19 protein-coding genes and 1 pseudogene are annotated in these 25,769 nt (G+C 65.0%); 13 read left to right on the top strand and 7 right to left on the bottom strand.

The window, feature by feature from the left end; translation table 11 throughout:
* Positions 1-56 precede the first annotated feature (56 nt).
* Positions 57-815: an SDR family NAD(P)-dependent oxidoreductase gene (locus JOE41_RS08515; RefSeq protein WP_209752005.1), complete on the bottom strand. Its 759-nt coding sequence runs from the start codon at positions 813-815 to the stop codon at positions 57-59.
* Complete coding sequence (locus tag JOE41_RS08510; protein ID WP_209752003.1) at positions 812-2,215, bottom strand: DUF6421 family protein; 1,404 nt, start codon at positions 2,213-2,215, stop codon at positions 812-814. The genes JOE41_RS08515 and JOE41_RS08510 overlap by 4 nt, the downstream gene beginning before the upstream one ends.
* A 647-nt stretch (positions 2,216-2,862) precedes the next feature.
* On the opposite strand from JOE41_RS08510, the gene JOE41_RS08505 reads away from it, so the two are divergent.
* The 10 genes and pseudogenes from JOE41_RS08505 (at position 2,863) to JOE41_RS08460 (ending at position 17,414) form a co-directional block, all read left to right on the top strand.
* On the top strand, positions 2,863-4,419 hold the full coding sequence (locus JOE41_RS08505) for an amino acid permease (RefSeq protein ID WP_245200672.1): 1,557 nt from the start codon (positions 2,863-2,865) through the stop codon (positions 4,417-4,419).
* Positions 4,420-4,567: 148 nt separating this feature from the next.
* Positions 4,568-4,696: pseudogene (locus JOE41_RS21115) on the top strand (ATP-binding cassette domain-containing protein); the annotation flags it as partial.
* 774 nt (positions 4,697-5,470) lie between these two features.
* Entirely contained in the window at positions 5,471-6,784 is a 1,314-nt protein-coding gene (locus JOE41_RS08495) for a sugar ABC transporter substrate-binding protein (RefSeq protein WP_209752002.1), read from the top strand.
* Positions 6,785-6,824: 40 nt separating this feature from the next.
* Positions 6,825-8,369, top strand: coding sequence for a sugar ABC transporter ATP-binding protein (locus JOE41_RS08490; protein ID WP_209752000.1), 1,545 nt, complete (start codon positions 6,825-6,827; stop codon positions 8,367-8,369).
* An 18-nt stretch (positions 8,370-8,387) separates the two neighbouring features.
* Positions 8,388-9,392: an ABC transporter permease gene (locus JOE41_RS08485; RefSeq protein ID WP_209751998.1), complete on the top strand. Its 1,005-nt coding sequence runs from the start codon at positions 8,388-8,390 to the stop codon at positions 9,390-9,392.
* A gap of 52 nt (positions 9,393-9,444) precedes the next feature.
* Entirely contained in the window at positions 9,445-9,855 is a 411-nt protein-coding gene (locus JOE41_RS08480; protein ID WP_209751996.1) for a heme-binding protein, read from the top strand.
* 45 nt (positions 9,856-9,900) lie between these two features.
* Positions 9,901-10,992, top strand: coding sequence for a nitrilase-related carbon-nitrogen hydrolase (locus JOE41_RS08475; protein WP_209751994.1), 1,092 nt, complete (start codon positions 9,901-9,903; stop codon positions 10,990-10,992).
* 315 nt (positions 10,993-11,307) lie between these two features.
* Complete coding sequence (locus JOE41_RS08470; RefSeq protein WP_209751992.1) at positions 11,308-12,297, top strand: Gfo/Idh/MocA family protein; 990 nt, start codon at positions 11,308-11,310, stop codon at positions 12,295-12,297.
* 143 nt (positions 12,298-12,440) lie between these two features.
* Positions 12,441-16,091, top strand: a complete 3,651-nt coding sequence (gene metH / locus JOE41_RS08465; RefSeq protein WP_209751990.1) for a methionine synthase — start codon at positions 12,441-12,443, stop codon at positions 16,089-16,091.
* A 90-nt stretch (positions 16,092-16,181) separates the two neighbouring features.
* Positions 16,182-17,414, top strand: coding sequence for a trans-acting enoyl reductase family protein (locus JOE41_RS08460; protein ID WP_209751987.1), 1,233 nt, complete (start codon positions 16,182-16,184; stop codon positions 17,412-17,414).
* A 115-nt stretch (positions 17,415-17,529) separates the two neighbouring features.
* On the opposite strand, the gene JOE41_RS08455 is transcribed toward JOE41_RS08460, so the two are convergent.
* The 3 genes from JOE41_RS08455 to JOE41_RS08445 all read right to left on the bottom strand — a co-directional run bounded on the left by JOE41_RS08455 (position 17,530) and on the right by JOE41_RS08445 (position 21,974).
* Entirely contained in the window at positions 17,530-18,354 is an 825-nt protein-coding gene (locus tag JOE41_RS08455; RefSeq protein WP_209751985.1) for an alpha/beta fold hydrolase, read from the bottom strand.
* 165 nt (positions 18,355-18,519) lie between these two features.
* Positions 18,520-21,420, bottom strand: a complete 2,901-nt coding sequence (locus JOE41_RS08450) for an ATP-binding cassette domain-containing protein (protein WP_209751983.1) — start codon at positions 21,418-21,420, stop codon at positions 18,520-18,522.
* A complete protein-coding gene (locus JOE41_RS08445) occupies positions 21,417-21,974 on the bottom strand; it encodes a hypothetical protein (RefSeq protein WP_011693448.1) in 558 nt (185 codons plus the stop codon). The genes JOE41_RS08450 and JOE41_RS08445 overlap by 4 nt, the downstream gene beginning before the upstream one ends.
* Before the next feature lie 147 nt (positions 21,975-22,121).
* Here JOE41_RS08445 and JOE41_RS08440 point away from each other — a divergent pair, with 147 nt between their 5' ends.
* Positions 22,122-22,427 carry a hypothetical protein gene (locus tag JOE41_RS08440; RefSeq protein WP_209751981.1) on the top strand — a complete coding sequence of 102 codons (306 nt, stop codon included), beginning with the start codon at positions 22,122-22,124 and terminating at the stop codon, positions 22,425-22,427.
* A gap of 98 nt (positions 22,428-22,525) precedes the next feature.
* On the opposite strand, the gene JOE41_RS08435 is transcribed toward JOE41_RS08440, so the two are convergent.
* Positions 22,526-23,449 (bottom strand): LysR family transcriptional regulator, encoded by a 924-nt coding sequence (locus JOE41_RS08435; RefSeq protein WP_011693446.1) that lies wholly within the window; start codon positions 23,447-23,449, stop codon positions 22,526-22,528.
* Between the two features lie 184 nt (positions 23,450-23,633).
* On the opposite strand from JOE41_RS08435, the gene JOE41_RS08430 reads away from it, so the two are divergent.
* Both JOE41_RS08430 and JOE41_RS08425 read left to right on the top strand, forming a co-directional pair.
* Positions 23,634-24,074, top strand: coding sequence for a hypothetical protein (locus JOE41_RS08430; RefSeq protein ID WP_209751979.1), 441 nt, complete (start codon positions 23,634-23,636; stop codon positions 24,072-24,074).
* 78 nt (positions 24,075-24,152) lie between these two features.
* A complete protein-coding gene (locus JOE41_RS08425) occupies positions 24,153-24,926 on the top strand; it encodes a GPP34 family phosphoprotein (RefSeq protein WP_011693444.1) in 774 nt (257 codons plus the stop codon).
* A gap of 74 nt (positions 24,927-25,000) precedes the next feature.
* Here the strand turns inward: JOE41_RS08425 and JOE41_RS08420 are convergent, their stop codons facing one another.
* A complete protein-coding gene (locus JOE41_RS08420; RefSeq protein ID WP_209751978.1) occupies positions 25,001-25,759 on the bottom strand; it encodes an SDR family NAD(P)-dependent oxidoreductase in 759 nt (252 codons plus the stop codon).
* Positions 25,760-25,769 lie beyond the last annotated feature (10 nt).

The raw sequence follows: 25,769 nt of genomic DNA, 5'->3' as shown, positions 1-25,769 counted from the left end.
GTGCAGGCGCTTGGCCAGTACCTGCGGGACGCCTGCTTTGGTTTCAACGCTGACGCTTATGCCGGTGCGCCCACGAGGTGGCCGGCCGTGAGGGGCAAGCGCCGCCCGTTGATCTGTTCTGCCTCCAGGCCGAAGATCCGCTGTACAGCGTCGGCAAGGACACTGACATCGGTGTAGCCCGGAAATTTCCGTTCCGGCTGGGCTGCGCGCATCCGGTCGTCGACCAGAGCCTTGACGACGAAGACCAGGGCGGCTGAGTGCTGAGCGGAGTGAGGGCCTCCATCTCCGCCCTGCAGGTGCCGGAATCCGTCGGCCACGGCCAGGGTCCATGCCTCGGCGGCGGACTTGACGGCGGCATAGGCGGCGCCGCCCGCTGTCGGCGAGGCGGCGGACTGTGCGGAAACAACGGCCAGGCGGCCCGCAGGGGAGGCAGCCAAGTCATCGTAAAAAGCGCGGCTGGTGTTCCTCAGGGTGGTGAGGACGCTGGTGTGCAGGAAGTCCCAGTCTTCATCCGTCTGGCCGGTAATTCCGGTACCGCCCCGCCACCCACCTACAAGATGGATAAGGCCGTCCACGGGACCCAGATCGTTCCGGACAGACGTCGCCAAGTTCTCAACGGCTTGCAGGTCCGCGAGGTTGCAGACATAGCCCGTGACGTTGTTGTACGCGACCGCGAGCTCCTGCACGCGATCCTCAAGGATGTCCACGGCGGCCACGCGTGCCCCTGCTTGCGAGAGGGTATGGACCACCGCGACGCCTGCGGCGCTTGTCGAACCGGCGACGACGACCGTACGTCCTGAGAGATCCTGGCTCATGCGCCCGCCTCGCCCTCAGTCTTCACAGGGCTCTTCCCGGTGATCCCGGCAGTTGAGTCAATAACAGGGCGCATCTTCTTCTCCAGTGCTTCGTAGAACATCGACAGGGGGAATTCGTCATCAAGGATCTGGTCCGTCAGATCCCGGAGAGGGCCGTTCAGCGGAAGGGCCTCCGGTCCCTTGGCCCATACGGAGGCCGGGTGGGGGGTGAGGGTTTCCGAGACGAGCTCGTAGGCAGCCAGCCAGTGTGCGGTCTTCGGCCGGTCGATTGAACGCCAGTAGAGTTCCTCGATGCGGAGACCCAGCCCGACGACCACGCCGGCGACGTCCGTCCAGTCGATGCTCAACTTTCCATCGGTCCAGTGCAGGACCCGGTGCTGGTGCATCCAGGCGAACAGCAATTGGCCGCCCACGGCGTCGTAGTTACGGACCCTGTTCCCTGTAATCGCGAATCGGAAAATGCGGTCGAAGATCACGGCGTACTGGACCAGCTTGGCGTGCTTGCGCGCGTCCTCGGAAGCCGTTTCGTCCCGCTCGATGAGGACGGACTCGCGGAAGGCGGTCAGATCGCACCGGAGCTCCTCCAGGGAGTACAGGAAATACGGCATCCGCTGCTTGATCATGAAGGGGTCAAAGGGCAGGTCACCGCGCATGTGGGTCCGGTCATGGATCAGATCCCACATCACGAAGGTCTTCTCCGTGAGGTGTTGGTCGTCGATGAATTCTGCGGCGTCAGCCGGCAGGTCCAGGGAAGTGATGTCCGTAGCAGCTTTGAGGACGCGACGGAACCGGGCAGCTTCGCGGTCCGCGAAGATACCGCCCCACGTGAAGGAAGGGGTGCTCCGGACCGCTACGCTCTCGGGGAAGAGAACTGCGGAGTTTGTGTCATAGCCGGGCGTGAAATCGATGAAGCTGATGGGGACGAACAGCTTGTTGGAGTATTTTGTTGCCTCCAGGTCAGCCACGAACGAAGGCCAAATGACCTCGATGAGGACGGCCTCGAAGTAGCGGTTCGTGCTGCCGTTCTGCGTGTACATGGGAAACAGAACCAGGTGCGGCAGCCCGTCGATGCGCCACTGCTCGGGGTGGAAGGCTACCAATGAGTCGTGGAAGTCCGGTACGGCGAAGCCCTCGGACGCCCACCGCTGGAAGTCCTGCACGAGCAGTTCAAGGTAGTCCGTGTCGTGGGGGAGGTGGTGGCGAAGATCGTTGAGTGAGTCCGTAATGATGCCGACATTCCGGCTGGCCTGGCCGTGGTCAGCGGGTTCCGGAACGGAACCGTCCTGCACTTGTATTTGCTGCAGCCCGACGACGGCTGCCTTCAGGGCCTGCCATGCGGGGAGCGCCCTGAGGTCTTCTGCCCGGATGGTTGTCACTTCAGGGTTTGCGATTACAGACATGCTCTTTCCTTCCGTTGAGGGATTTCCTGAAGAAGCTAGCAGTGCGTAAGCATCCGTGAAGGGTTCTTCCATACTGCATAAGAGATACTTTTGCTCGAGGACTGCTCTTCAGCGCAATGCCTGTGTCTGACCTTGGGGTCGGTGCTTTTAAGACATCCCCAGAAGCGGCGTATCACCGATGAAGCGGCGGCGGTCTCGGGACGAATGGGGGTTCGGCTCCTGCACCCTGCGCCCTCAGTGGCATTGGCTGCTCGCCGTCTACCAACGCGCCATAGCAGATCATCAGAGCCGCTTAGTCACCGAGCGAGATCAAATCAGCAACTCTTGGGCTCGGATTGGATTGCCACCGCCTATGCGTAAGTACTTGACCCGTCGGACGTGCAACATTCGCCACGCCAAAAGTCGCTTCCTTTGCCTGTGTTAGCTTGATCACCGTCCTTCCCGGCCCGAGGGCTTCGGAAGGCCCCAATTCACCGCAGCTACCTTTTCGGAGGCACCATGGGACTTGGCTCCCGCACACAAAGAAGTGATCGGACTATGGCGGCCTATCTGCTCGACATGGCAGTCGCAGAAGCCTGCACTGGTCGAGCCGCTATTGGCACCGGGAACCCGACCCGGACCGAAACGATATCCCAGGGTGGTGCTGCATGACACCACCGATCGGAACTCTCGAAGAAATCAAGCCCGATGAAACACAGGGGTCCTCCCTTGCGATAGCGGCAGATCGCCCTACCGGCGGATCCACCAACGAACTCAAGCGCGGGCTGAACCACCGCCATCTGCAGATGATCGCCATCGGCGGTGCGATCGGTACCGGGCTGTTTGTGGCCTCGGGCAGCACCATTTCCCAGGCGGGTCCCGGCGGTGCGTTGGCCGGCTACGCGCTGGTCGGGCTGATGGTATTCCTGTTGATGCAGTCACTGGGCGAGATGTCGGCCAAAATTCCGGTTGCCGGTTCGTTCCAGTCCTTTGCCACCCGTTTCGTCTCCCCGTCCTTTGGGTTCGCGATCGGCTGGAACTATTGGTTCAACTGGGCCATCACGGTGGCCGCAGAGCTGGTCGCGGCCGGAATCATCATGGACTTCTGGTTCCCGGGGGTCCCAGGGTGGGTGTGGGCCGGGTTCTTCCTGCTGGTGCTGACCGGGCTCAATGCCCTCTCGGCCAAGGCCTTTGGTGAGTCGGAGTTCTGGCTCTCACTGATCAAGGTCAGTGCAGTGGTGCTCTTCCTGATCGCTGGCGTGCTGATGATTTTCGGCATCCTCGGGGATAACTCTCCGGGACTGAGCAACTGGGAAAACCGCGACGATGTGTTCCACGGGGGTTGGGTCTCGATCATCTCGGTCTTCATGGTTGCCGGGTTCTCCTTCCAGGGCACCGAGCTCGTAGGAGTCGCTGCAGGCGAAGCGAAGGACCCGCGCCGCGAGGTGCCGAAGGCCATCCGCACTGTCTTCTGGCGCATCATGCTTTTCTACATTGGCGCCATCTTTATCATCGGCTGTCTCATCCCGTTCACCGATCCGAGCCTGCTGGCCTCCGGTGAGTCCGATATTGCCTCATCGCCCTTTACCCTGGTCTTCTCTCGCGCCGGAATCGCCTTCGCGGCGGCCTTGATGAACGCCGTGATCCTGACAGCAATCCTGTCCGCGGGCAACTCCGGACTATATGCCTCCACCCGGATGCTTTACGCCATGGCCCATGACGGCATGGCCCCGAAGATCTTCGGCCGAACCAATGCGCGTGGTGTGCCGATCGCGGCGTTGCTCGCGACGGCGGCCGTGGGACTCTTCGGGTTCCTCTCCGCGATCGTCGGGCAGGGTGCAGCCTACTCCTGGCTGCTGAACATGTCGGGCCTGTGCGGCTTTATCGTCTGGGCGGGAATCGCGGTCTCCCACTACCGTTTCAGGCGCGGCTTCCTGGCCCAGGGAAACAAAGTCAGCCACCTGCCATACAAAGCATCTCTGTTCCCCATCGGCCCGCTGCTGGCCTTCGCCCTGCTCATACTGGTCATTGCAGGACAGAACTACGAGGCTGTGCTTGCCGGACGGTCCGCGGAGGTGCTTTCCTCCTACATCGGGTTGCCGGTCTTCCTCGTTCTATGGCTGGGTCACCGCTACAGCACCAAGTCCAAAGTAGTGCCGCTGCTCGAGATGGATCTCAAGGCACCTCAGGACGTCGAGGACGAACCTAGGGGCGCCACCCATTAACTAGGCAAGACGGAGGGAAGCCGGGTGAGAACAGCACCCGGCTTCCCTCCGCCCCCAAGGCCAGCGACGGTCGTTTCTGGCGTTTCTGACCCACGCCTGGCAACCCTCAGGCCATCGTCACTCGCGGCATCCGGTTCCCGTGTTCGTTGCCGGGAAGACGACGCTGGTGAACCTGATGATGCGGTTCTACGAGATTGATGCGGGACGGATAACGCTCGACGGCGTGGACATCACCTCCGTTTCCCGGCGCGAGCTGCGCTCGCGGACGGGCGCAGTTACACCGAATAATTGACCGACCCGGCCACCTCGATCAGCGTCCACGGCACCGGGTTGCTGTACCCCGGAGATCTCGGTCTTGCCCATGAAGAGGGTGTCCTGCGGATCGGTGAACTGGCAGGGGGGTAGTGGCGGAGGTTTCGGCTGGAGCAACCCGCGCCTGGTCCAGCCCGTGGTGCTGCCGGTCACGGTGGCCTGCGCCTTGGGCCATCCTGCCATCAGCTGTGACTGACGCCTGGTCCTGCGGCCCGCATGGACCCGCATTGGCGCTTATGAGTATGGAAGAGCTGATCGGCGCGGTGGAGGGGCGTGAGGTAGACCGAACGCCAATCCCAGCGACACCTGCTGTACGGAGCAGCTCCACCCGCGCCACATCCCCAGGGTGCTGCCACCCAAAACACATAATTTTGGTGGCGCAATCCAGGCCAGACAAGGCACCCCTGTGAGCGAGATGTCGCACGCGTTGGTGCGCTAACACCGAACTGTATCGTTCATGCCACCCTGTCTTTTTCCAAAGAATCCCTTATTTTCGCAGGAGTATCACAAGGGTATTGCGTTCAAACGGGGTTGGCCCCTATATTTGTGTTAGCGCTAACACAAGGCGCGAACTTGTTTGGGAATCGCATCCCGACGGGCATAGAACCTCAGGGAGCGCTAACAATGTGCTCGCCGGTTCGCCCAGGCCCGGCATCGCCGGACACCAGCTGCTCGGCTCCACACAGGTGGCCACCCAGCTCTCAATCGAACGTCAATGACGACCCCTGGATGGAGAACCATGGCAAACTCGGCACTCACTCTCACCCGTCGCAACCTCCTCGCTGGGACCGCAGCCGCTGCTGTGACGGCGGCACTCGCCGCCTGCAACCGCGGCGGAGGTCCCACGCCTGCTGCCTCGTCCTTCGCGGCGGGCGATCCTCGCAGCAACGGTTGGCGCACCGTTAACCAGTACTTCAGCTCGAACAACGCCTTCTTCAACAGCTGGCAGCAGGGCTCAGATGAGGCGGCCCGCGCACTCGGTATGACGAACGAGGCGCAGGTGGACAACTCCAATAACGACAAGGCACTGACCATCTTCCGCAGCGCGGCAACCCGGGGTTTCAATGGGATGACTTCGATGGTCTCCGACCCTGGGATCTCCAAAATCATGCTCTCAACCGCGCAGACGAATGGCACGGTCGTCGCCAACGCGTGGAACGTCGCTCCGTGGCTCACGCCATTCGATATCGGTGACAAATGGGTTCAGTTCATTGCCCCCAATGACGTCGCCGGTGCACAGGCCGTAGCCAACGTCCTCTTCGATGCGATGGGAGGGGAGGGTGAGCTGATCCACATCACCGGTGTGCCGGGAAACACGGCCGACCTCCTCCGAACCGAGGGCGTCGACCGGGCTCTTAAGAAGTTCCCCGGTGTCAAGCTCGTGGCTCGGGAACCGGGAAAGTTCAATCGTGGCGCCACGGAGCCGGTTATCAGCGCGCTCCTCACGGCGCATCCGAACGTCAAGGCAGTCTTTTGCCAGAACGACGACGAGGCGATGGGCGTGCTCGCAGCTCTCTCCGCCCGCGGCCGCAAAGACGTTCTCGTCACGGGCATCGACGGCATCCCGGACATGCTCGACGCAATCGCGAGCGGTCGTGCATTGGCCACTTGGGCGCAGCACGGTGGGTTCGCGGCGGGGTGGCTGACGGTTCAGGTGTTCGACGCACTCGCCGGTGTGACCCTGGACCCTCTCGAGCGGATGATGTGGCTCGGCACCTTCGTGATCAATACCCCGGAGGCGGCCAGCGCGTACAAGAAGATGATGTACGGCGGCGCCTTCCCGTTCGACTACGTGAAGATGTCGCGAGCCCTGCACCCTAACGATTGGGACCCACAGAACTCCTTCGCGCCGATCGACCTTGAGACGTACTACACCCTGCTCCAGCCGAAGCCCTCAGGCTATGAGCTGCCGGCGAAGTACACCAATGCGGCCTCGGCCGCCGGGATCGAGGCCGTTGCGAAGTCATATTCCCAGCGGGTTAACACCGACCCCTTCGCCAACGTGCGGAAGCTATGCAAGGGCGAGGGCGGCCGCGACCTGACCGGCTTCTGACACCTCCCCTTCCGTCCACCGAACTGGAGCACCAACACTCATGCAAAGTCCAGATCTGGCACGCGCCAACGCGCCGCTCCTCGAACTGAGGGCACTCACCAAGGAGTTCGGCCCAGTTCGGGCGTTGGACGGAGTCTCGTTCAGCGTCCGAGTAGGGGAGGTCGTCGGCCTGATCGGCGAGAACGGCGCCGGCAAGTCGACGCTCCTGAACATCGTCAGCGGAACCGAGACCGCGACCTCCGGCCGTGTCGTAGTCCGCGGCCGCGAGGTCGCCTTTGAGAACTATCACCAGGCCTCGACGAACGGTGTTTACAGGGTCTTCCAGGAGCTCGCGCTCCTGCCCAACCTCACCGTATGGGAGAACCTCTTCTTCGGCCACGAAAACCTTCTCACCAAGGGAGGTGTAATCCAACGGGGCGCGGCGATCCGCCGCGCCGAGGCGATCCTAGAGCGGTTCGACCACGGCTGGATTGATGTGCGCCAGCCGGTTGGTTCGCTGCCCTTCGCGCTCCAGCAGGTGATCGAGATCCTCCGGGCGTTTGCGCTCTCCGAGCTGCTTGGCCAGGAACACCCGATCATCCTGCTCGACGAGCCGACGGCGGGGCTGTCCTCCGACGAGATTCACTTCCTCGCGGAGACGATCGAGAAGGTGAAGGCCAACAGCGCGATCGTCTTCGTCTCGCACCGCCTCACCGAACTCCTGGAATGGAGCGACACGATAGTAGTCATGAAGGACGGCGGGGTCGTCGCCCAGGCAGCGGCGAACGAGCTCTCCGAGGAACGGCTACACCTGCTGATGGTCGGTCGCGCCCGGAACGACCAGTTCTACCGGGAGAACCTGCAGCGAGAGCCCGAGGACGAGCTTCTGCTCGAAATCGCGGGACTCGGGGACGGCGACGCGTTCCGGGATGTGTCATTCCAGGTGCGCGCCGGTGAGATTGTAGGCGTCGCCGGGGTCCTCGGCTCCGGCAAGTCTGAGCTGGGCCGCGCTATCTATGGGGAGTGGCCGACCACCGAAGGCGTGCTGCACCTGAAGGGCAAGGAGCTGCCTCGCTCCTACTCGGCGCGCTACACCTCGAGCCAGAGGGTCGGCTACATCACCCCTGAGCGCAAAGACGACGGACTGCTCGACACTTTCAGCGTGGCCGGGAATATCTCCTTCGCGCGCATCGCCTCGCAGAAGGGAATGTTCCTCGACCTGGGGTTGGAGGCACGGCAGGCCGACGAATACGTCAAGAAGTTGTCCATCAAGACCGCCGGGATCGGCGCGCCGATTACCTCGCTGAGTGGAGGGAACCAGCAGAAGGCACTCATCGCACGTTGGCTCGCGCGTGGCGTCGACCTGCTTATCTTGGACAATCCGACTCGAGGCGTCGATGCCGGCGCAAAGGAGCAGGTCTATGAGCTTCTCCGGGAAATCGCGTCTACCGGCGTCGGGATCCTGCTCATCAGCGATGACCTGCTCGAGGTCATCGGTCTATCAAATCGGGTCATCGTGATGCGGGACGGCGCCATCTCCGATCATGTGTCCGCGCCCGTCGACGCCAAACCCTCGGAATCCGCCCTCGTCTCCAGAATGGTGTGAGAAGAAATGAATCAGCAGTTGACAACGACTAAGAAGCCGGCCGCACATGGGCCGGCCCCCTCATCGACACGCCCCGGCTTCGGCGACTGGGCCAGCAAGAACCGGAGCATCCTCGCTCCCGTCGGCGCATTAATCGTCATGATCATTGGGTTCACGATCATGTCCCCGGAGTTTCTGACGGTGGGCAACGCGGTGAACATCCTGCTGGACTCGTCCGTGCTCATGATCCTCGCGCTCGCCTCGACGATCATCATCCTGATGGGCAGCATCGACCTCTCCATCGGGTCAACCCTCGCGATCTGCGCATTCACTGGCGCGCTGCTGGCGCAGAGTACGGGGGACAACAACCTCCTGCTCCTGGTGCCGATCGTTGGCCTCATCTGTGGACTGCTCAACGGCCTCGGCGTCGCATTCCTCGGCCTGCCCTCGTTCCTCGTCACCCTCGGTTCGTTCTTCGTCTATAACGGTCTGGCGAATTACTTCTCGGGAGGACAACCGGTGACGCTGATGTCGGCGGGGCCGCTCGTCTGGTTCAGCGGCACGATCGGAGGGGTGCCCGTCATTGCGTTGTGGGCGGTCGTGATCCTCGTGATTGTCCACCTGGTGTTCCGCTACACGCGGGGCGGCCGGTACGTGTATGCCATCGGCGGCAACGAAAAGACTGCCCGCTTGGCCGGGGCTCCCGTCCGCCGGGTGAAGGTGTGGGCATTCGCCGCAGCAGGGACGCTCGCTGGAATCGCCGCGCTTCTGCAGCTCGCCAAGTTGCAGAGCGCGAGCCCGGATATGGGCGCGCCGTACATGCTCCCCGCAATCGCTGCGGTCGTCATGGGCGGTACCCCACTCACGGGCGGGATCGGCGGGGCGTTGCGGACGGTGATCGGTGTCCTCGTCATCGCGATCCTCTCGAACGGGATGGTGCTGGCGGCGATCGATCCGCACCTCCAGGACGTAGTCCAGGGCATCGTCGTTGTGGGGGCTGTCGCGGTCACCATGCAGCGCCGGCGCGCCGACGTCGTCAAGTAGGGCCACAAGAACCGAATCAACGGACCGCGGTGTGCGGTCCGGAAGGAGAACAATGCTCGGAGAACTGGGCTCGCTATTCGATCAGGCGGAGAAGCGAGCGGAAGAACTGGAAGCGGCTTGTGTCGTGGCGGCGGTCGATCCACACGGCAATCTCGTCCTGCTCATGCGGATGGAGGGAGCCCCGGAGTTCGCTATCCACATGGCCACCCGAAAAGCGTACACCGCCATCTCGATGCGCCTCGAAACCGCGGCGCTGGCGCCGCTGGTGCAACCGGGCCAACAACTGTTCGGGCTGATCGAGGCGAGCGGCGGCCGGCTGCTGCCCTTCGGCGGCGGCGCCCCCGTCACCCTCGAGAACGGCTCCTCGCTCGGGATAGGTGTCTCGGGAGGGACGACCGAGCAGGACGTCGCCGTACTGGAATCCATCCAAGCACTGGCGCACACGCCCCAGCCGGCGTCCTGACCTCGCCTCAACAACCGGATATCAACATCAACGAAAAGGAAAACAATGGTCGATCCATTTGTCGTCGTTGCGGTTTCGCCGCGGACAATCAATGTGAAGAATCCCGGCGACGGCGTCGCCAACGTCAAGCGCATCAACGAATTCATCGACACGGCGGTCATGGTCGGCGCCTGGGAAGGCTCTCCGGTCAAGCTGGTAGTCCTGCCCGAGATGGCGATCCAGGGCATGATGGCTAACACGCCTGGGAACCGTAAGAAGGAGGCCCACTTTGCCGTGACGATCCCTGGTCCGGAGACGGACGAGCTGGCGAAGAAGGCCGTGGAGCTCAATACCTACATCGCTGCCGAGCTGTACATGGTCAAGGACGAGGACTTCCCGGACCGCCACTTCAATGTCGCCTTCATCATCGATCCGCAGGGCGAGATCATCTACAAGCGCTACAAGGCCACCAGTGATGCCTACGAAGGCGGCATGCTCGGCAACATGAACCCGCACGACGTGTGGGACGAGTGGATTGAAAAGAAGGGAAACGGCAACGCAATGGACGCCATCTTCCCTGTGGCTAAGACCGAGATCGGCAACATCGGGTACGCCATCTGCCACGAGGGTGTCTACCCCGAGGTGCCGCGTGGGCTCGCGATGAACGGCGCCGAGATCATTATCCGGGGCACCCTGATCGAGCCGGCCGTCCAAAACGGCATGTGGGAACTGCAGAACCGGGCACACGCCATGTTCAACTCGGCGTACATCGTCGCTCCGAACCTGGGGCCCGAAGTCCGCGACGACGGGAGCATGCAGGACCTGTTCGGCGGCCAGTCCATGATCGTCGGTCCACGCGGGCAGATCCTCACCAAACAGCAGGGCTGGACCTCGGGCGACTCGTTCGTCTGCACCACAATCGACATCGAAGCGCTCCGCCGGGCCAGGGTCGCCAACGGCCTGTACAACCAGTTCAAGGACCTGCGCACCGAGCAGTACCGGGTCATCTATGACAACCCGATTTATCCGAAGAACCAGTACCTCGACGCGCCGCCGAGCGAGGGATGGCTCGCCCGGGAAGACGCAACGCGGGCCGCTAATATCGAGAAACTCATCGAGCGCGGCGTGCTCACACCGCCCTCGGGCTATAAAGCCTGAGATGGGCGACACAGGCGGGCGCCGCTGCCCGCGGCGTCCGCCTGAACCTATGCGTGAGCCTCGATTATCTTTGTCACGCTGACTAAGGGGGCAGCGGGGCCCGTGTCCGGGGTGCTGTCAGTTTCTGGGGAGCGCCCGTAGAACATTGATTGAGCGACGGGCGAGCGCGAGCACGGCTTGCTGGTGGCGAGTTGCGGGCGAAGGCATGCTGGCTACTGGAAAGACCGGAAACCATTGGAAAGCTAAGACCGGTGGCCTGGGGCAGCGGCGAGCTAACCAAGGCCTGCTGACCAAAACCAAGAAGGGTATGGAGCAATGGAGAGCGAGAAGAGCTTCCGGGTGGCAGTGCTCGGGATGGGGCGATGGGGGCACGCATGGGCGGACGTCATCGATCGGGCCGAGGGAACGTCGCTGGTCGCGACAGCGGGCGGGCGGCCCTGGCAAGGCGGCGATGAGCGGCCTCCGCGTCACTTCCCGAACTATCGGGACGCCATCGAGGCGGCCGACGTCGACGCGGTGGTGGTCGCGTTGCCGGTTCAGCTTCATCTCGATGCGGTGCGAAGGGCTGCGGCCCGCGGTTTTCACGTGTTGTGTGAGAAACCGGCAGTGCCTAGCCGGAGGGAGCTTCGGGAGTTGGAGGACCTCGCCGAGAGTACGTCGATCCTCATCGCCATCGATCAGAACTACCGGCAGCGGCCGTGGGTCGACGCCGTCCGGCGCAGCCTTCCTCAGATCGGTCGCATTGCACATGTGTCGATCGAGTTCGCGCAGCCGGAGTTTCTGGACGGCGGCCGCGGGGACCTCGCTCACCCACTGATCGCTGACATGGCCATCCACCACGTCGACCTTCTGCGCCATCTGACCGGACAGGAAGCGCGCGTCGTCGGCGCGCTGTCTGGGCGCCCAATGTGGACAGAGTACCGGGGAGAGCCGGATCTGAGCGCGGTGCTGGCGCTGGAGAACAAAGGGACCGTCACCTACACCGGCACATGGTCCGCCCGAGGACGCACGACGCCATGGGACGGGGACTGGCTCATCCGGGGAGAGAACGGCAGCATAGCGGTCGCCGGACTGGAGGTGACGCTGGATCTCGGCACGGGACCCCAGCTCGTGGCTCCCGCCCAGGACGTTCAGAATGACTCTGACCTGGCCCGGGTTCTCCAGCAGTTCCGGCGAGCGGCATTGGGGGATTCGGCAGAGAATGTTTCGGTTGCGGACAACGCGCGGAGCTTGTCTCTCGTCTTCGACCTAGCCGATATCGTCGGGCTCCGGGACACCTCCCGCTTGGTAGGTGCCTCTGCATGAATAATAACCTCCGGGCCCCTGTGCCCCGCCCCGTGCGCCAGCACACTTGCTGCGTTAGCTCACAGGAGGAAGCGCCACGCACCCCCGCCGTAGTACACGGACACACAGCGCAACGTTCCAGCCCCCACACGTAATCTGTTTAGATGCCTCGTTTTGCGCTTGATATTGAGTCCGTTTCCCGTCCCGTTCGCGCCCAGGCGCTCCTGGATGCCGTGAACCACCGGGTCGTCATCGCTGATGGGGCCATGGGCACCATGCTGCAGGGGCGGGACCTGTCGCTCGAGAAGGACTTCCTGGGGCTGGAAGGCTGCAACGAGATCCTCAATGACACGCGCCCGGATGTCCTCGCCGACATCCATGACGCCTACTTCGCCACGGGAATCGACGCGGTCGAAACCAACACCTTCGGTGCCAACTGGTCCAACCTCTCCGACTACGGCATCGACGACCGCATCGAAGAGCTCGCCCGCAAGGGCGCGGAGATCGCCCGCGAACGCGCCGAAGCGGCAGAAAAAACAGACGGACGCATGCGCTGGGTCCTGGGCTCGATGGGGCCGGGCACCAAGCTCCCCAGCCTGGGCCACACCAGCTACGACTATCTCAAGCAGACCTTCGCACTGCAGGCCGAGGGCCTCATCGACGGCGGTGCGGACGCCTTCCTCATCGAGACCAGCCAGGACCTCCTGCAGACCAAGGCCGCGGTCAACGGCTGCAAGCAGGCCATCGTCACCCGCGGCGTCCGGCTCCCGATCTTTGTCGAGGTGACCGTCGAAACCACCGGAACCATGCTCATGGGATCCGAGATCGGCGCTGCGCTCACCGCCCTCGAGCCGCTCGGCGTCGACGCCATCGGCCTGAACTGCGCCACCGGGCCCGATGAGATGAGCGAGCACCTGCGCCACCTCGCCAAGCAGTCCTTCGTGGCCATCGCCTGCATGCCCAACGCCGGCCTCCCTGTGCTTGGCCCCAACGGCGCGCACTATCCGCTGTCACCCAGCGAACTCGCCACCGCACACGAGCAGTTCGTGCGGGAATTCGGCCTGGGCCTGGTGGGCGGCTGTTGCGGTACGACGCCGGAACACATGGCCGCCGTCGTCGAACGCCTTGCGCCCTTGCGCGCCAGCGCCGCCGTCACCAGCGGCGGCAGGGGCGCCGACGGCAGCCGCGTCCCCACCGAACGTGAAGCCGGCATCGCTTCCCTTTACCATCACGTGCCGTTCGACCAGGAATCCGCCTACCTCGCCATCGGGGAGCGCACCAACGCGAACGGTTCGAAGGCGTTCCGCCAGGCGATGCTCGAAGAACGCTGGGACGATTGCGTTGACATCGCCCGCGAGCAGGTCCGCGTTGGCGCGCACCTGCTCGACGTCTGCATCGACTATGTGGGGCGCGACGGCGTGGCCGACATCAAGGAAATCGTGTCGCGTTTCGCGTCGGCCTCCACCCTCCCGCTCGTCATCGACTCCACCGAACCGCCCGTGCTGCAGGCCGGCCTCGAACTCATCGGCGGCCGCCCGGTGGTCAACTCCGTCAACTATGAGGACGGCGACGGCCCGAACAGCCGCTTCGCGCGCATCATGCCGCTGGTGAAGGAACACGGTACCGCCGTGATCGCCCTGACCATCGACGAACAGGGCCAGGCCCGCACCACCGAAGGCAAGGTGGCCATCGCCTCCCGCCTCGTCGACGCCCTGGTGGGCGAATGGGGCATGCGCGTCGAGGACATCATCGTGGACGCCCTGACCTTCCCCGTCGCCACCGGCCAGGAAGAAACCCGCCGCGACGGCATCGAAACCATCGAGGCCATCCGCCAGATCACCACCAAGTACCCCGGCATCAACACCACGCTCGGCGTCTCCAACGTCTCCTTCGGCCTCAACCCGGCAGCGCGGGTGGTGCTGAACTCCGTGTTCCTGCACGAAGCCGTCCAGGCCGGCCTGTCCAGCGGCATCATCGACGCCGCCAAGATCGTGCCGCTCGCCTCCCTCCCGGAAGAACAGCGCAAAGTGGCCCTGGACCTCGTCTATGACCGCCGCGAATACGATGCCGACGGCAACGTCACTTACGACCCCCTGGCCATCATGCTGGACCTGTTCGCCGGCGTCGACACCGCAGCGCTCAAGGACCAGCGCGCCGCCGAACTCGCCGCCCTGCCCACCGGCGAACGGCTGCAGAGGCGCATCATCGACGGCGAAGGCAAGGGCCTGGAAGCTGACCTGGACCTCGCCCGCAGCGAAGGCATGACCCCGCTCGGCATCATCAACGACCAGCTGCTCGAAGGCATGAAGGTGGTGGGTGAGCGCTTCGGCGCCGGCGAGATGCAGCTGCCGTTCGTGCTGCAGTCCGCCGAGGTCATGAAGAACGCGGTGGCCCTGCTCGAGCCGCACATGGAGAAGTCCGACGCGTCAGGCAAGGGCACCATGGTGATCGCCACCGTGCGCGGCGACGTGCACGACATCGGCAAGAACCTTGTGGACATCATCCTCACCAACAACGGCTACAAAGTGGTCAATATCGGCATCAAGCAGGGCATCGCCGAGATCATGGCCGCAGCCGAGGAGCACAACGCCGACGTGATCGGCATGTCCGGGCTCCTGGTGAAGTCCACCGTGGTGATGAAGGAAAACCTCGCGGAACTCCAGTCCCGGGGGCTCGCGAAGAAGTGGCCCATCATCCTCGGCGGCGCAGCCCTGACCCGCGCGTACGTGGAGCAGGACCTGGCAGAGCAGTTTGAAGGGACCGTCCGGTACGCCAAGGACGCCTTCGAGGGCCTGGCACTCATGGAACCCCTGGTGCAGGTGGCCCGCGGCGCCGATCCGGACGCCGTCGGCCTTCCGCCGCTGAAGAAGCGGATCCATAAGGGCGGCCCGAAGTTCACGGTGACCGAACCGGAAGCTATGCCCGGCCGTTCCGACGTCGCCTCCGACAACCTAGTGCCTTCGCCGCCGTTCTGGGGCACCCGCATTGTCCGCGGCGTCGCGCTCCACGACTACGCGGCGTTGCTCGACGAGCGCGCCACGTTCATGGGGCAGTGGGGGCTCAAGCCCGGCCGCGGCGATGACGGCGCCTCCTATGAGGAACTGGTGGAACTCGAGGGCCGGCCGCGCCTGCGGTACTGGCTGGACCGCATCCTCGCCGAAGGAATGCTCGACGCTTCCGTTGCCTACGGCTATTTCCCGGTGGTCTCCGAGGGGGAACAGGTGGTGGTGCTGCACCACGGGGAGGACCCCGACGGCGTGCTCGGCACCCCGGGCCTGCTCGCCCCCGATGGTGGCTCAGGCGGTCCGATCGGCACCGAGCGGCTGCGTTTCGACTTCCCGCGCCAGCGCCGCGACCGGCACCTCTGCCTCGCCGACTTCGTGCGCTCGCGCGAATCGGGGCAGGTGGACGTCCTGCCGGTGCAACTGGTCACCGCCGGTTCGAAGATCGACGAGGTGACGTCCGAGCTGTTCAAGGGGAACCATTACCGCGACTACTACGAGCTCAACGGCCTGGTCATGCAGCTCACCGAGGCGCTCGCGGAGTTCTGGCATGCGCGCATCCGCTCCGAGCTCGGCTTCGCGGCCGAGGAGCCCAAGGACAAGGCCGGGTACTTCAAGCTCGATTACCGCGGCGCGCGCTTCTCGCTCGGCTACCCGGCGTGCCCGGACATGGAGGACCGCCGCAAGGTGACGGAGCTGCTGAAGCCCGAGCGGATGGGCGTGGTCCTCAGCGATGAGCTGATGCTGCACCCCGAACAGTCCACGGACGCGTTCGTGTTCCACCACCCGGAGGCGAAGTACTTCAAGGTGTGAGTTGGAGCCGGATCGGGGCGGGGACGCAGCGCCTCCGGGGTAACCGGTCCAAAGCTGCTAAGTGCAATGCCGCTGTGAAAGGCTGCAGTCATGGACACCTCATCTCGGGAACATGACCTCGTGATCTACGGAGCGACGGGTTTCGTTGGCAGACTGATTGCCGCCTACATTGCCGGGCATGCACCGGCCGGGATGCGGGTTGGGCTCGCGGGCCGGTCCATGTCCAGGCTTGAGGCGGTTCGGGCGGAGTTGCCGGCCGCGGCGCACGGGTGGGCCCTCATCGAAGCCGCCTCGGAGGACGTGGACTCAATCGCCGCCCTGGCTGCGAACACACGCGTGCTCTTCACAACCGTCGGTCCATACGCGAAACACGGACTGCCCGTCGTCGAGGCCTGTGCCCGGGCCGGTACCCACTATGCCGACCTCGCCGGTGAGGTGTCTTTCATCCGGGAGGCGATTGATCGCTACGACGCCCTGGCCAGGACGACCGGGGCACGGATCGTGCACTCCTGCGGCTACGACTCTGTGCCGTCCGACCTCGCCGTACTGCTGCTTCATCAGGCGGCAGAAGCCGATGGCGCTGGCGGTCTGGTCGAGGTCCAACTCGAGGCTAGGGCCAGGGCCGGCATCAGCGGGGGCACCCTCGAATCGATGCGCGGGCAGCTCGATGCGATGCGATCGAGCACCGCACTGAGGTCACTAGCCGCGGACCCCTACGCCCTGAGCCCCGACCGCACACGGGAGCCAACGACACCACAGCCGCCTGACGCCGGTCCTGTGCGCCGTTCCGCTGACGGCACCTGGACCGCGCCTTTCATCATGGCCCCGTTCAACACCCGGATAGTGCGCCGCAGCAACGCATTGCAGCGCTGGGCCTGCGGGCGCTCCCTTCAGTACGGCGAGGTGATGGGGGTGGCCCCCGGACCGGCAGGAGCGGTCATCGCAAGGGCAATGGCACTCGGGCTCAGGGCATTCACGGGCGCGATGGCCTTCCCGCCTACCCGGAAGGTGCTCGACCGCTTTCTTCCGGCACCGGGTACGGGTCCGAGCACCAGCACGCAGCGCGCGGGCTGGTTCCACTCCCAGGTGACCGCCCGCACCGAGGACGGCCAGCGTTACCAGGCGATTGCTGCTGGCCCCGGTGATCCCGGCTATGCCGCCACCGCCGTGATGGCAGGGGAGACTGCACTCGCCCTTGCCCTCGATGGTGACCGGCTGCCGACCGCTAAAGGGTCACTGACGCCGGCCACGGCACTCGGCAACGTGCTCATACAGCGGCTCCGCGCGGCCGGCCACACTTACCAGGTAACCAAACTCGCCTGAACCCGGATCCTGCAGCTCGCCTGAAAACGGGGCAATCCTGTTATCCGGGCACCCGCGGGGGTGTTTGATGAAAGAAGGTTGCAAAACCGGGCGGGGGAGAGGCCCGCGGTGCCTGTCAGGAGCGGGTGTCGAGGTAGTGCAGAATCGCCCGGGCTGTTTCCTCCGGGGCGCTGACGTGGGGGCAGTGCCCGGTGGCCTGGAGCTGCACCAGGGTGCTGTGTTCCAGATTCTTGTGCAGGTAGGCGCCCACTTCCGGCGGGGCAAGCCGATCGTCGGAGCACTGCAGGATCAGGCAGCTGGTGCGCAACTTTTTCAGTTCAGGGCGGGTGTCGGAAAAGAAAGTTACCCCGGCGAAGTGCCGTGCGATGGTCGGATTCGTCCGGCAGAAGCTGACACGCAGGTCCTCCGCTAGTTCAGGCTCCTGCGGGTTGCCCATAACCATGGGGGCCAAGGCCGCGGCCCACGCGAAATAGTCGCTGTCCAGAGATGCCAGCAGGCCCTCGATGCCTTCCCGCGAAAAGCCGCCCACGTAGCCGTCGTACGGGTCATCCGTATGACGGGGCGAAGGTGCAAGCAGAACCAGGTGGGAGAAACGGTTGGGGTCCTGCACAGCGGCGATCACGGCGATCATCGTGCTGACACTGTGGCCCACCAGGATGACGTCCTCAAGGTCAAGAGCGGCGCAAATCTCCAGCAGGTCCGAAGCGTACCCGTTGAGGGACCCGTACTTCTCCCAGTCATAGGCGCTGATGTCAGAGTGTCCTGCACCAACATGGTCAAAAAGCACCAGCCGGTAATCATCAACGAAATAGGGCAGCAGCTTCCGCCACATAGCCTGATCGCAGCCAAAACCGTGGGCAAACATCATCACAGGCCCGTCATCCCGGCCCGATATGGTGACGTTGTTCCGGCCTATTACCGCAGCAACTCCTTCTTTCACATTCTCACTGACCCTACATCGGGTGGCGTCCTGTCCCAGACTATCCACGGGGAATAGCGAATCCTAGGGATCCCCGCACTATGACCTTCAAGGCGACGTCCGTTCAGCCCATTGCGTGCGACGCGGCTTACGCGACTCCCCGACAGGGACCTGTGTCGGGTGTCCTCAAACTCCAATGTGCAGCCGGTCCTCGGACTGGGTGGATTTAGCCTGGGCGGATTGAGCCTGCACGGCCTGCCCGCCGGGTCCAGGAACCATGCCGGAGACCGGCTTCACCCGCCGGAGCGCGGCCAGGATCGCCCGCCCCACCAAAGCGATTCCGATGATCGTGGTGATTGCACGCAAGGTGTCCCAGCCCGCCGTCGACGTCAACAGCGAGTAGAGCAGGAAGCTGCTGAGGTTGGTGCCCAGCGGTGCGCCGGGCACGTAGGAGATGCCGGTGCCGGCGCCCACCGCGAAGGGCCAGAACCACAGGTTAGTCAGCAGGCCGAACAGGTAGGACGCCACGACTCCGTAGCCGCACAACATCCACAGCTCGGCTTTGCCCCGCACCCGGCGGGGGAGCAGGCCGGCCCCGGCGCCCACCCACGCACACGCAAAGATCTGGAACGGCGTCCACGGCCCGATGCCACCCCACAGGGCGCTGGAGAGGGCGATGGTGGCGGCGCCGAGGAGCATGCCGAAACGGGGGCCGAAGGCCCGGCCGGCCAGGATCAGCAGGATAAAGACTGCCTCCACACCCCCGACGCCGGTGCTGGCCACCCGCACCGCCGAACCTACTGCCGCCAGGACGCCGAGCAGCGCCACCGTGTGTGCGGAGCGGACCGAGCCGTCAAGGGACACGACAATGGCGACGACGGCGATCGGCGCAATGGCCAGCGCCGCATAGGGGAGTGCCGCGGCGGCATCCTCGGGGAAGGCCGCGGCGAGCAGCGGCCAGCAGAATGCTGCGAGGGCCAGAAGGTTTGCAGCTGCGAGGACGGCGAGCTCGATGCCCCGTGGCATCCGGATGCGGCGCCGTCTTTCTGCGCCCTTCGAGTCTGGTTCGATGACCTCCGGCCTTGGTCCGGCGCCCGCCGTCCGGGGGAGCGGAAGGGGCGGTTCAGGTACATCGGCTGCCGCAGAGGAGGGCGCGACGCCGTCATGCATCGGGAGGATCCGGGCGCCAAGGCTGTGGGCAAAGTCGAGGTCGTGCGTGGCGATCAGGACCGCCGCACCGGAATCCGCTGCAGCCCGGAGCGCCGCCGAGACTGCCGTGCGCGCCGCGGGATCCAGTCCGCGGGTCGGCTCATCGATCAGGAGCACCCGGGGGTCGTCCATGGTCTGGAGCACGATCGCCAGGATCCTGCGTTCCCCCGAAGAGAGGTCCCGCGGATGCTCCTGGCCAATGGGGATCGTGACGTCGCCCCGCAGACGGGCCAGGCGCGACGCCGCAAAGCCGGGCGCGGGCTGTCCGCCGTTCTTTCGGCGCGCAAGGCGGCGCTCTGCCGCGCGGAGCTCGCCGGCGACGGTATCCCGCGTGAAGAGATCGTCCGAGGCGTCCGGGACCAGGGCGACGCGCCCGCCGTCGGCCTTTCCGCCGTCCACCGTGCCGACGTCGCGCTTTCCTGCACTGCCAGTTCCTTCACTCACCATGCCCTCACCAAGGGCTATCGCCACCAGGAGGGACGACTTCCCGGCCCCGTTCGGCCCCACGAGGGCCACCACTTCACCGCGGTGCAGGGTCAGGGATGCGTCGCGCACCAGCGGCGTGCCCTTGCGGTGCACCGCAAGCTGTGTCGCCGTCAGCACGGGCGCGAGGTCCGCCGGCTCTGCCGGCATTCGACGGGCGTCGACAAGGCGCGGAGGCGCGGATGGTGCGGCACCCGGCACCAGGCCGCCGTCGTCGATAGTCCACCACGAATCGGCGACCGGGACGAGCGGCTCGGCTCGGTGCTCCGCCACGATGACGCAGACACCGGCGTCCCGGGCGAGGGCGTGAAGCACCGCGATGACGTGTCCGCGTGCTGCGGTGTCAAGGTCGGCCAGGGGCTCATCAACCAAGAGGAGGGCAGGCTGCTCCACCACGGCAGCGGCGATGGCAACGAGCGTCGCCTCGCCCGCCGAGAGGGTGCTGACATTCCGGTCCAGCAGGGCCGAGACTCCAATGCTCTCCGCAATCTCCAGCACCCGGGCCTTGGCGGCACCGGATGCCATGCCGCGCAGCTCAAGGGCCAGGGCGATTTCGTCCCGGACCCGGGTGGTGGCGAATGCGGCGCGGGGATTCTGCAATACGACGCCGACGAGGCGGGCGGTATCGCGCGGCGGCGTGGCGGAACGGTCCGCTCCGGCGACGCGCACGGTCCCGGTAATTTCTCCGCCGTCAACGTGGGAGAGGAGACCCGCGATACCTCGCAGGATAGTGGACTTGCCGGAGCCCGTGGGCCCGGTGATCACCGTTATGGACCCGCTAGACGGCGTGAATTCCGCGACGCGCACCTGCGCGTCACCAATGCGGAACTCGGCATTCCGGACGAAAAGCGGTGTTTCGGTACCGCTGCCGGGCTGGGGTGCCGCCCGGCTCCCGAATCCACGCAGCTCCAGGGCCGCGGCAACCCGGGCCGCGTGCTCAAGGGTGCGCTCCAGCACGGGAACAAGGGCTCGGGGCCCGAAGCGTTCGCCCCGCAACCGGAATGCCAGGCGCACGGAGGTCACGGCGTCGGAAAGCGCGGGGAGTGCCGCCCAGGCCACCACAAGCGTCCGGGCCAAGCCCTGCATGGGGCCGCGGCGGGCCAGGTGCACAAAGCCGCGGGCCACGTCCACCCAGGCGTTGAGCAGGCCGAAACCAAGGAACATTCCTGCAATCGGCAGGGCGGACAGGACCGCCGCCCACAGTCCGGGCGCCGTGACCGGGCCGAGGAGGACCACATGGGCGTACGGGGCAGGCAGCCGAATCGCCGGCAGGTCGAGCAGAACCGGCTCGGCGATGCCTGCCCCGTTGAAAAGGACGCGGTAGATGACCCGCGCCACGATGAAGACGACGGCGAGGGCCGCCCCTGCACGTAGCGGCGCGGGTCGGAAGGTCATGCCGCGGGTGCGGCCGGTTCGCCGTCGACCGTGAAGAGCAGTTCCAGGCTCTCGCCGGGGCTCACCTTCAACGTGGCGAGGCCTTCCTGGGCGTATGCCCAGTCACCGGAAGCCGGCTTCACCCAGAGGGCCCAGTACGCAAAGGCGGCAGGCATCTTGCTGCAGTCTTCCCGGTACGTGCCGCCCTTGTGGGTGATGTCGAAGTCCGCGGCGGGCACACCGTTCACCCGGCACGCCAGTTCCTTGGGATATTGGGCGGTGCCCTCGGTTTTCACCTTGGCCTCTTCGAGCACCGTGGACGCGAGGATTGGCGCGTCCGCGGGCACGCAGACGGATGTGTCAGCGGCAGCCTGCTTCAGGGCGCCGGAATCTACGATGACCTTCACTCCGGTGCAGGGCCCGGAGGAGGCGCTGGATGAAGCCGTTGCCGGCGACGCCGGTGCGGAGGTGGTCGGCTGGGTGGCGGCCGGCGTGGAACAGGCGGCGAGGGTAAACAGGAGGCCTGCGGCGGCGAGGGAGCTCGCGGCGGCGGTGCGGATCTTAGTCAAAGTCACATGTCAAGGGTAGGGCGTGGCCTGTCCGGATCGGGATGCCGTCGCGTTGTGTGACGTTAGCGCGGTCTGCACCGTCCTTCGGCCCTACCGGGATAATGCCGGAAGTCCTAAGTTTGACCTGCCACAGTCCGAGCGAAAGGAACGACGATGTTCACCTTGCAGATCAGCTATCCGGTCCGGGATTACGAGGCCTTCAAAAAAGTATTCGACAGCGATCCTGCAGGCCGCGCGGCCTCGGGCGCCAGGTCTGTCCGCCTGTTCCGGGATACGGAGGACCGGAACAGCGTGGCTGTGCTCCTTGACTTCGACACCAAGGACTCTGCGAACGCCTTTCTGGGACGGCTACGCAGCGAGGTGTGGGACAACCCCGAGGTGATAGGGCAGCTGATGACCGCAGCCCCCACAGCCAGGATCCTGGAGGAGACGGCCCGCGAGGGCCAGGGCGCGGACTGACCGCTGCCCCGCACGGCAGCCCTGTGTGGAGCAACGCCAAACGCAAGCGGACGACGGCGGGACCTCCCGCCGTCGTCCGTCCCTTCTGCTGCGGCCGGTCAGGATGTGGACCGGGTATCGAACGCTGCCGCCGATTCCCGCAGGAGGCGCGCGACTGTGTCCACGGGCATGTTGGCTGACCGCCGCCGGTCGAACCGTCGCAGGACGATACGTCGCGTGCCCAATCCGGGGACGTCCAGGACATCCACCCCGTCATGGCGGACGCCGCTCAATGCCAGGGTGGGTGCGATCGCAATACCCTCGCCCGCGGCCACGAGCGCGAGGGCGGTAAGCGTGTCCTGGTACTGATGGACCGTCTCCATCCGGGCACCCGTTGACTGGCGAAGGCGACCGAGCACCGCCGCGTTGGCCGCGGACGGCTCGACGCCGAGCCACGGAAAGGGCAGCCCGGCAAGATCAACGTTCTCGGTGGTGAGCAGTGCACCCGACGGAACCACCAGCTTCCATGGTTCGTCAAGGAGGGGCTCTTCAATCATTCCGGCGGACAGTGAACGTTGCTCGGCGGTCGTAGAGTCGAGCTCGACCACGACGGCGTCGAGCTGGCGCTGACGTAGCAGCCGCATCAAGGCAGGGAAGTCGTCCTCAAAGATCCTGATCTCCAATTGCGGGTACTGGGTGCGCCAGCCGGGCAGGCGCGGGATCACCACCGTCCGAACAAAGCTGGTGAACCCGCCCACGCGCACGACTCCTGCGACCTTGGCCCCGCCTTCGATTCGGGCGCGAGCAACACTGAGGGCGCGTTCAATCTCCTCGCCTGCTTCGGCAACTGCCAGGCCGGCGGGTGTCAAAACCGAACCCTTGGGCGTGCGCACCACCAAGGCGTGCCCCGTCTCGTCCTCCAATTTGGTGAGCTGCTGTGAGACGGCCGAGGGCGTAAGTCCCAGCTCGTCCGCTGCGGCCAGCACGCCGCCCGTACGAGCAATTGCAAGAAGCACGCGCAACCGGCGCGGATCGATGTCCATGTTAAGTAGTTCTAAACCAGGACTTCAGTGGAATGCAATTGCTCTAAAGGTGGTACGTCCCCATAATTGCTGTTGAAACGGCAGGCCCGCGGGCGACATCCAGGCCGGACTCCAAACACACGCGTAGCCCGCCAACTTCATTCCGCCAGCGGATGGCAGCCGGGCATCACCTCGAAAGGACATCATGGAACTGCTGTGGGAAATCGCAGGTTGGTCGGGGGCAGTTCTGATCCTGTCGGCATACCTGTCCGTCTCCATGGGTTGGTTGAAGGCCGGCAAGCGCTTCCAGGTGGCCAACCTCATCGGTGCATGTGCCTTCATCGTCAATGGTGCGGTCCACGAAGCGTGGCCTTCCGTGGTCACGAACATTGCCTGGTGCCTTATTTCCGCCATCGCGATTCTTCGCATGCGTGCCACGCACGATTCGCCGGTGGACGCGGTTGAGGCGCCGCAGGTGCAATTTCCGGGCGTCCCCGACACGACCGGACAGATCGCTGTTGTCGAGGCAATTACGTCTGCGGTTCACGGCGACGTCGCCGGACGTGCGGCCGAGTGCCACGCCAGCCTGCGTGACGGGTGGACAGCGGACTCCGCGCACCTGAGCAGCACTGCCGGGACTCGCTGACGGGGTTCCCGCTCACGTTGACGTCGCCGCTTTTAGTTCCTCATTGTGGTGGCGGCCCAACAGGGCCACCATGATGCTATGAACGCTGAAACACCGAACGCAGCGGAGTTGAGTCTTCCCCAGGCCTTCCTCCTTCTGGCAACGAACGACAACAACGGCAAACCTGAAGTGCCGGTGTTCGCACTCAGGACCACTGTGGCAGGGGCAATATTGGCCGAGCTGGCGCTGCTCGGTGCGATCGAGCTGCAGGGGAAGCACGTCAGGGCCACCGGGACTGTCCCGCAAACGGACTTCCAGGACGAGCTGGAACTCATCCGCGGCAAATCCCGTGCCCGCACTCCCAAGTGGTGGGTCTCCGTACTGGACAGCCGCGCCGAAGTGCAGGGTGTGTACGAGGGAATGGCGTCGGCGGGCATCGTGGAGCACGTCGGTGAAAAGCATCTGGGCCGGTTCCGGGCCGTACGATACCCGCACAAGGACCACGCTGCGGAGGAGGTGCTCCTGAAAAAGATCGAAGCGGCACTCAGTGGTGCGCCGTCCAATCTCGAGGTTCCTGAGGCGGGGGTTACCGAGGCAGGGGCGCCTGATGCAGCGGCGGCTGAGGCCGGGGTTTCCGGGGAAGGGGCGCCTGATGCTGCGAAACCTGCCGCGAAACCTGAGTCCAAAGGGCCCGATCTCCGGACCACGGTGCTGATCGCCCTGCTTCAGGCGGCCGGACTGCTCGGCAAGCTCTTCCCGGCAGCAGACCTAACCCGGGCAAATGAGCTGGCCAGGGACTATTGGCCCACCCGTGCCGTGGAGGACGAACTCCGCCTGATCAGACTGGCGGAGGAAGAAGCCGCAACCTTGTAGTGCTGTCCGCGGACGACGGAGGGGGAGTCCGCGCCTCACCGCGGGGCGACGGCGGGCGGTCCCGCCGCCGTCCGCTACGAGACGGTGGTGCGGGGGCGCAGTCTTAGGGCCTGCATGCCACCATCGACGGCCAAATCCACACCCGTGGTGGATCCGGCCAAGGGGCTGGCCAGATACACGACAGCCGCTGCCACTTCTTCCGGGGCAACGAGCCTGCCGTGCGGTTGGCGCGCCTCAAGCGCGGCGCGTTCCGCGGCCGGGTCCGGAGCCGCCGACAGGAGGCGATCGATCCATGGCGTATCTGCGGTGCCAGGGTTGACGCAGTTGACCCGGATGCCCTCAGGGAGGTGGTCCGCCGCCATGCTCAGGGTGAGCGAAAGCACCGCGCCCTTTGTCGCGCTGTAAAGAGCACGCTGGGGCAGGCCCGCGGTGGCAGCAACCGAGCATGTGTTCACGATGGCGGCATAACTGGAACGGCGCAGGTACGGGAGGGCTGCACGGGAAACCCTGACCATTCCAACAACGTTAATGTCGAAGGCCCGGTGCCACTCGTCGTCGTCGTTGTCCTCGATGGTGCCTTGTGCGCCGATGCCAGCGTTGTTGGCCACAATGTCGATACCGCCCAGCAGCTTCGCGGCTTCTTCGACAGCGCTCCGGACAGAGGCATCGTCCGATACGTCGCACCGGAGGGCGATGAGGCCCGCAGCGGCCTTCTGGGGTTCGAGGTCCAGCACAGCAACGGCTGCACCCCTCTCCCTCAGCAGCGCAGCGATTGCCGCGCCGATGCCGGAAGCGCCTCCTGTGACCACAGCTTTGAGTCCTGCAAACTCCATTGTTTTTCCT

Source organism: Arthrobacter sp. PvP103, assembly GCF_017833075.1.
Classification (GTDB): domain Bacteria; phylum Actinomycetota; class Actinomycetes; order Actinomycetales; family Micrococcaceae; genus Arthrobacter.
Note: the sequence above shows the minus strand (reverse complement) of the source record. Positions and strands in the feature narration are given on the sequence as shown.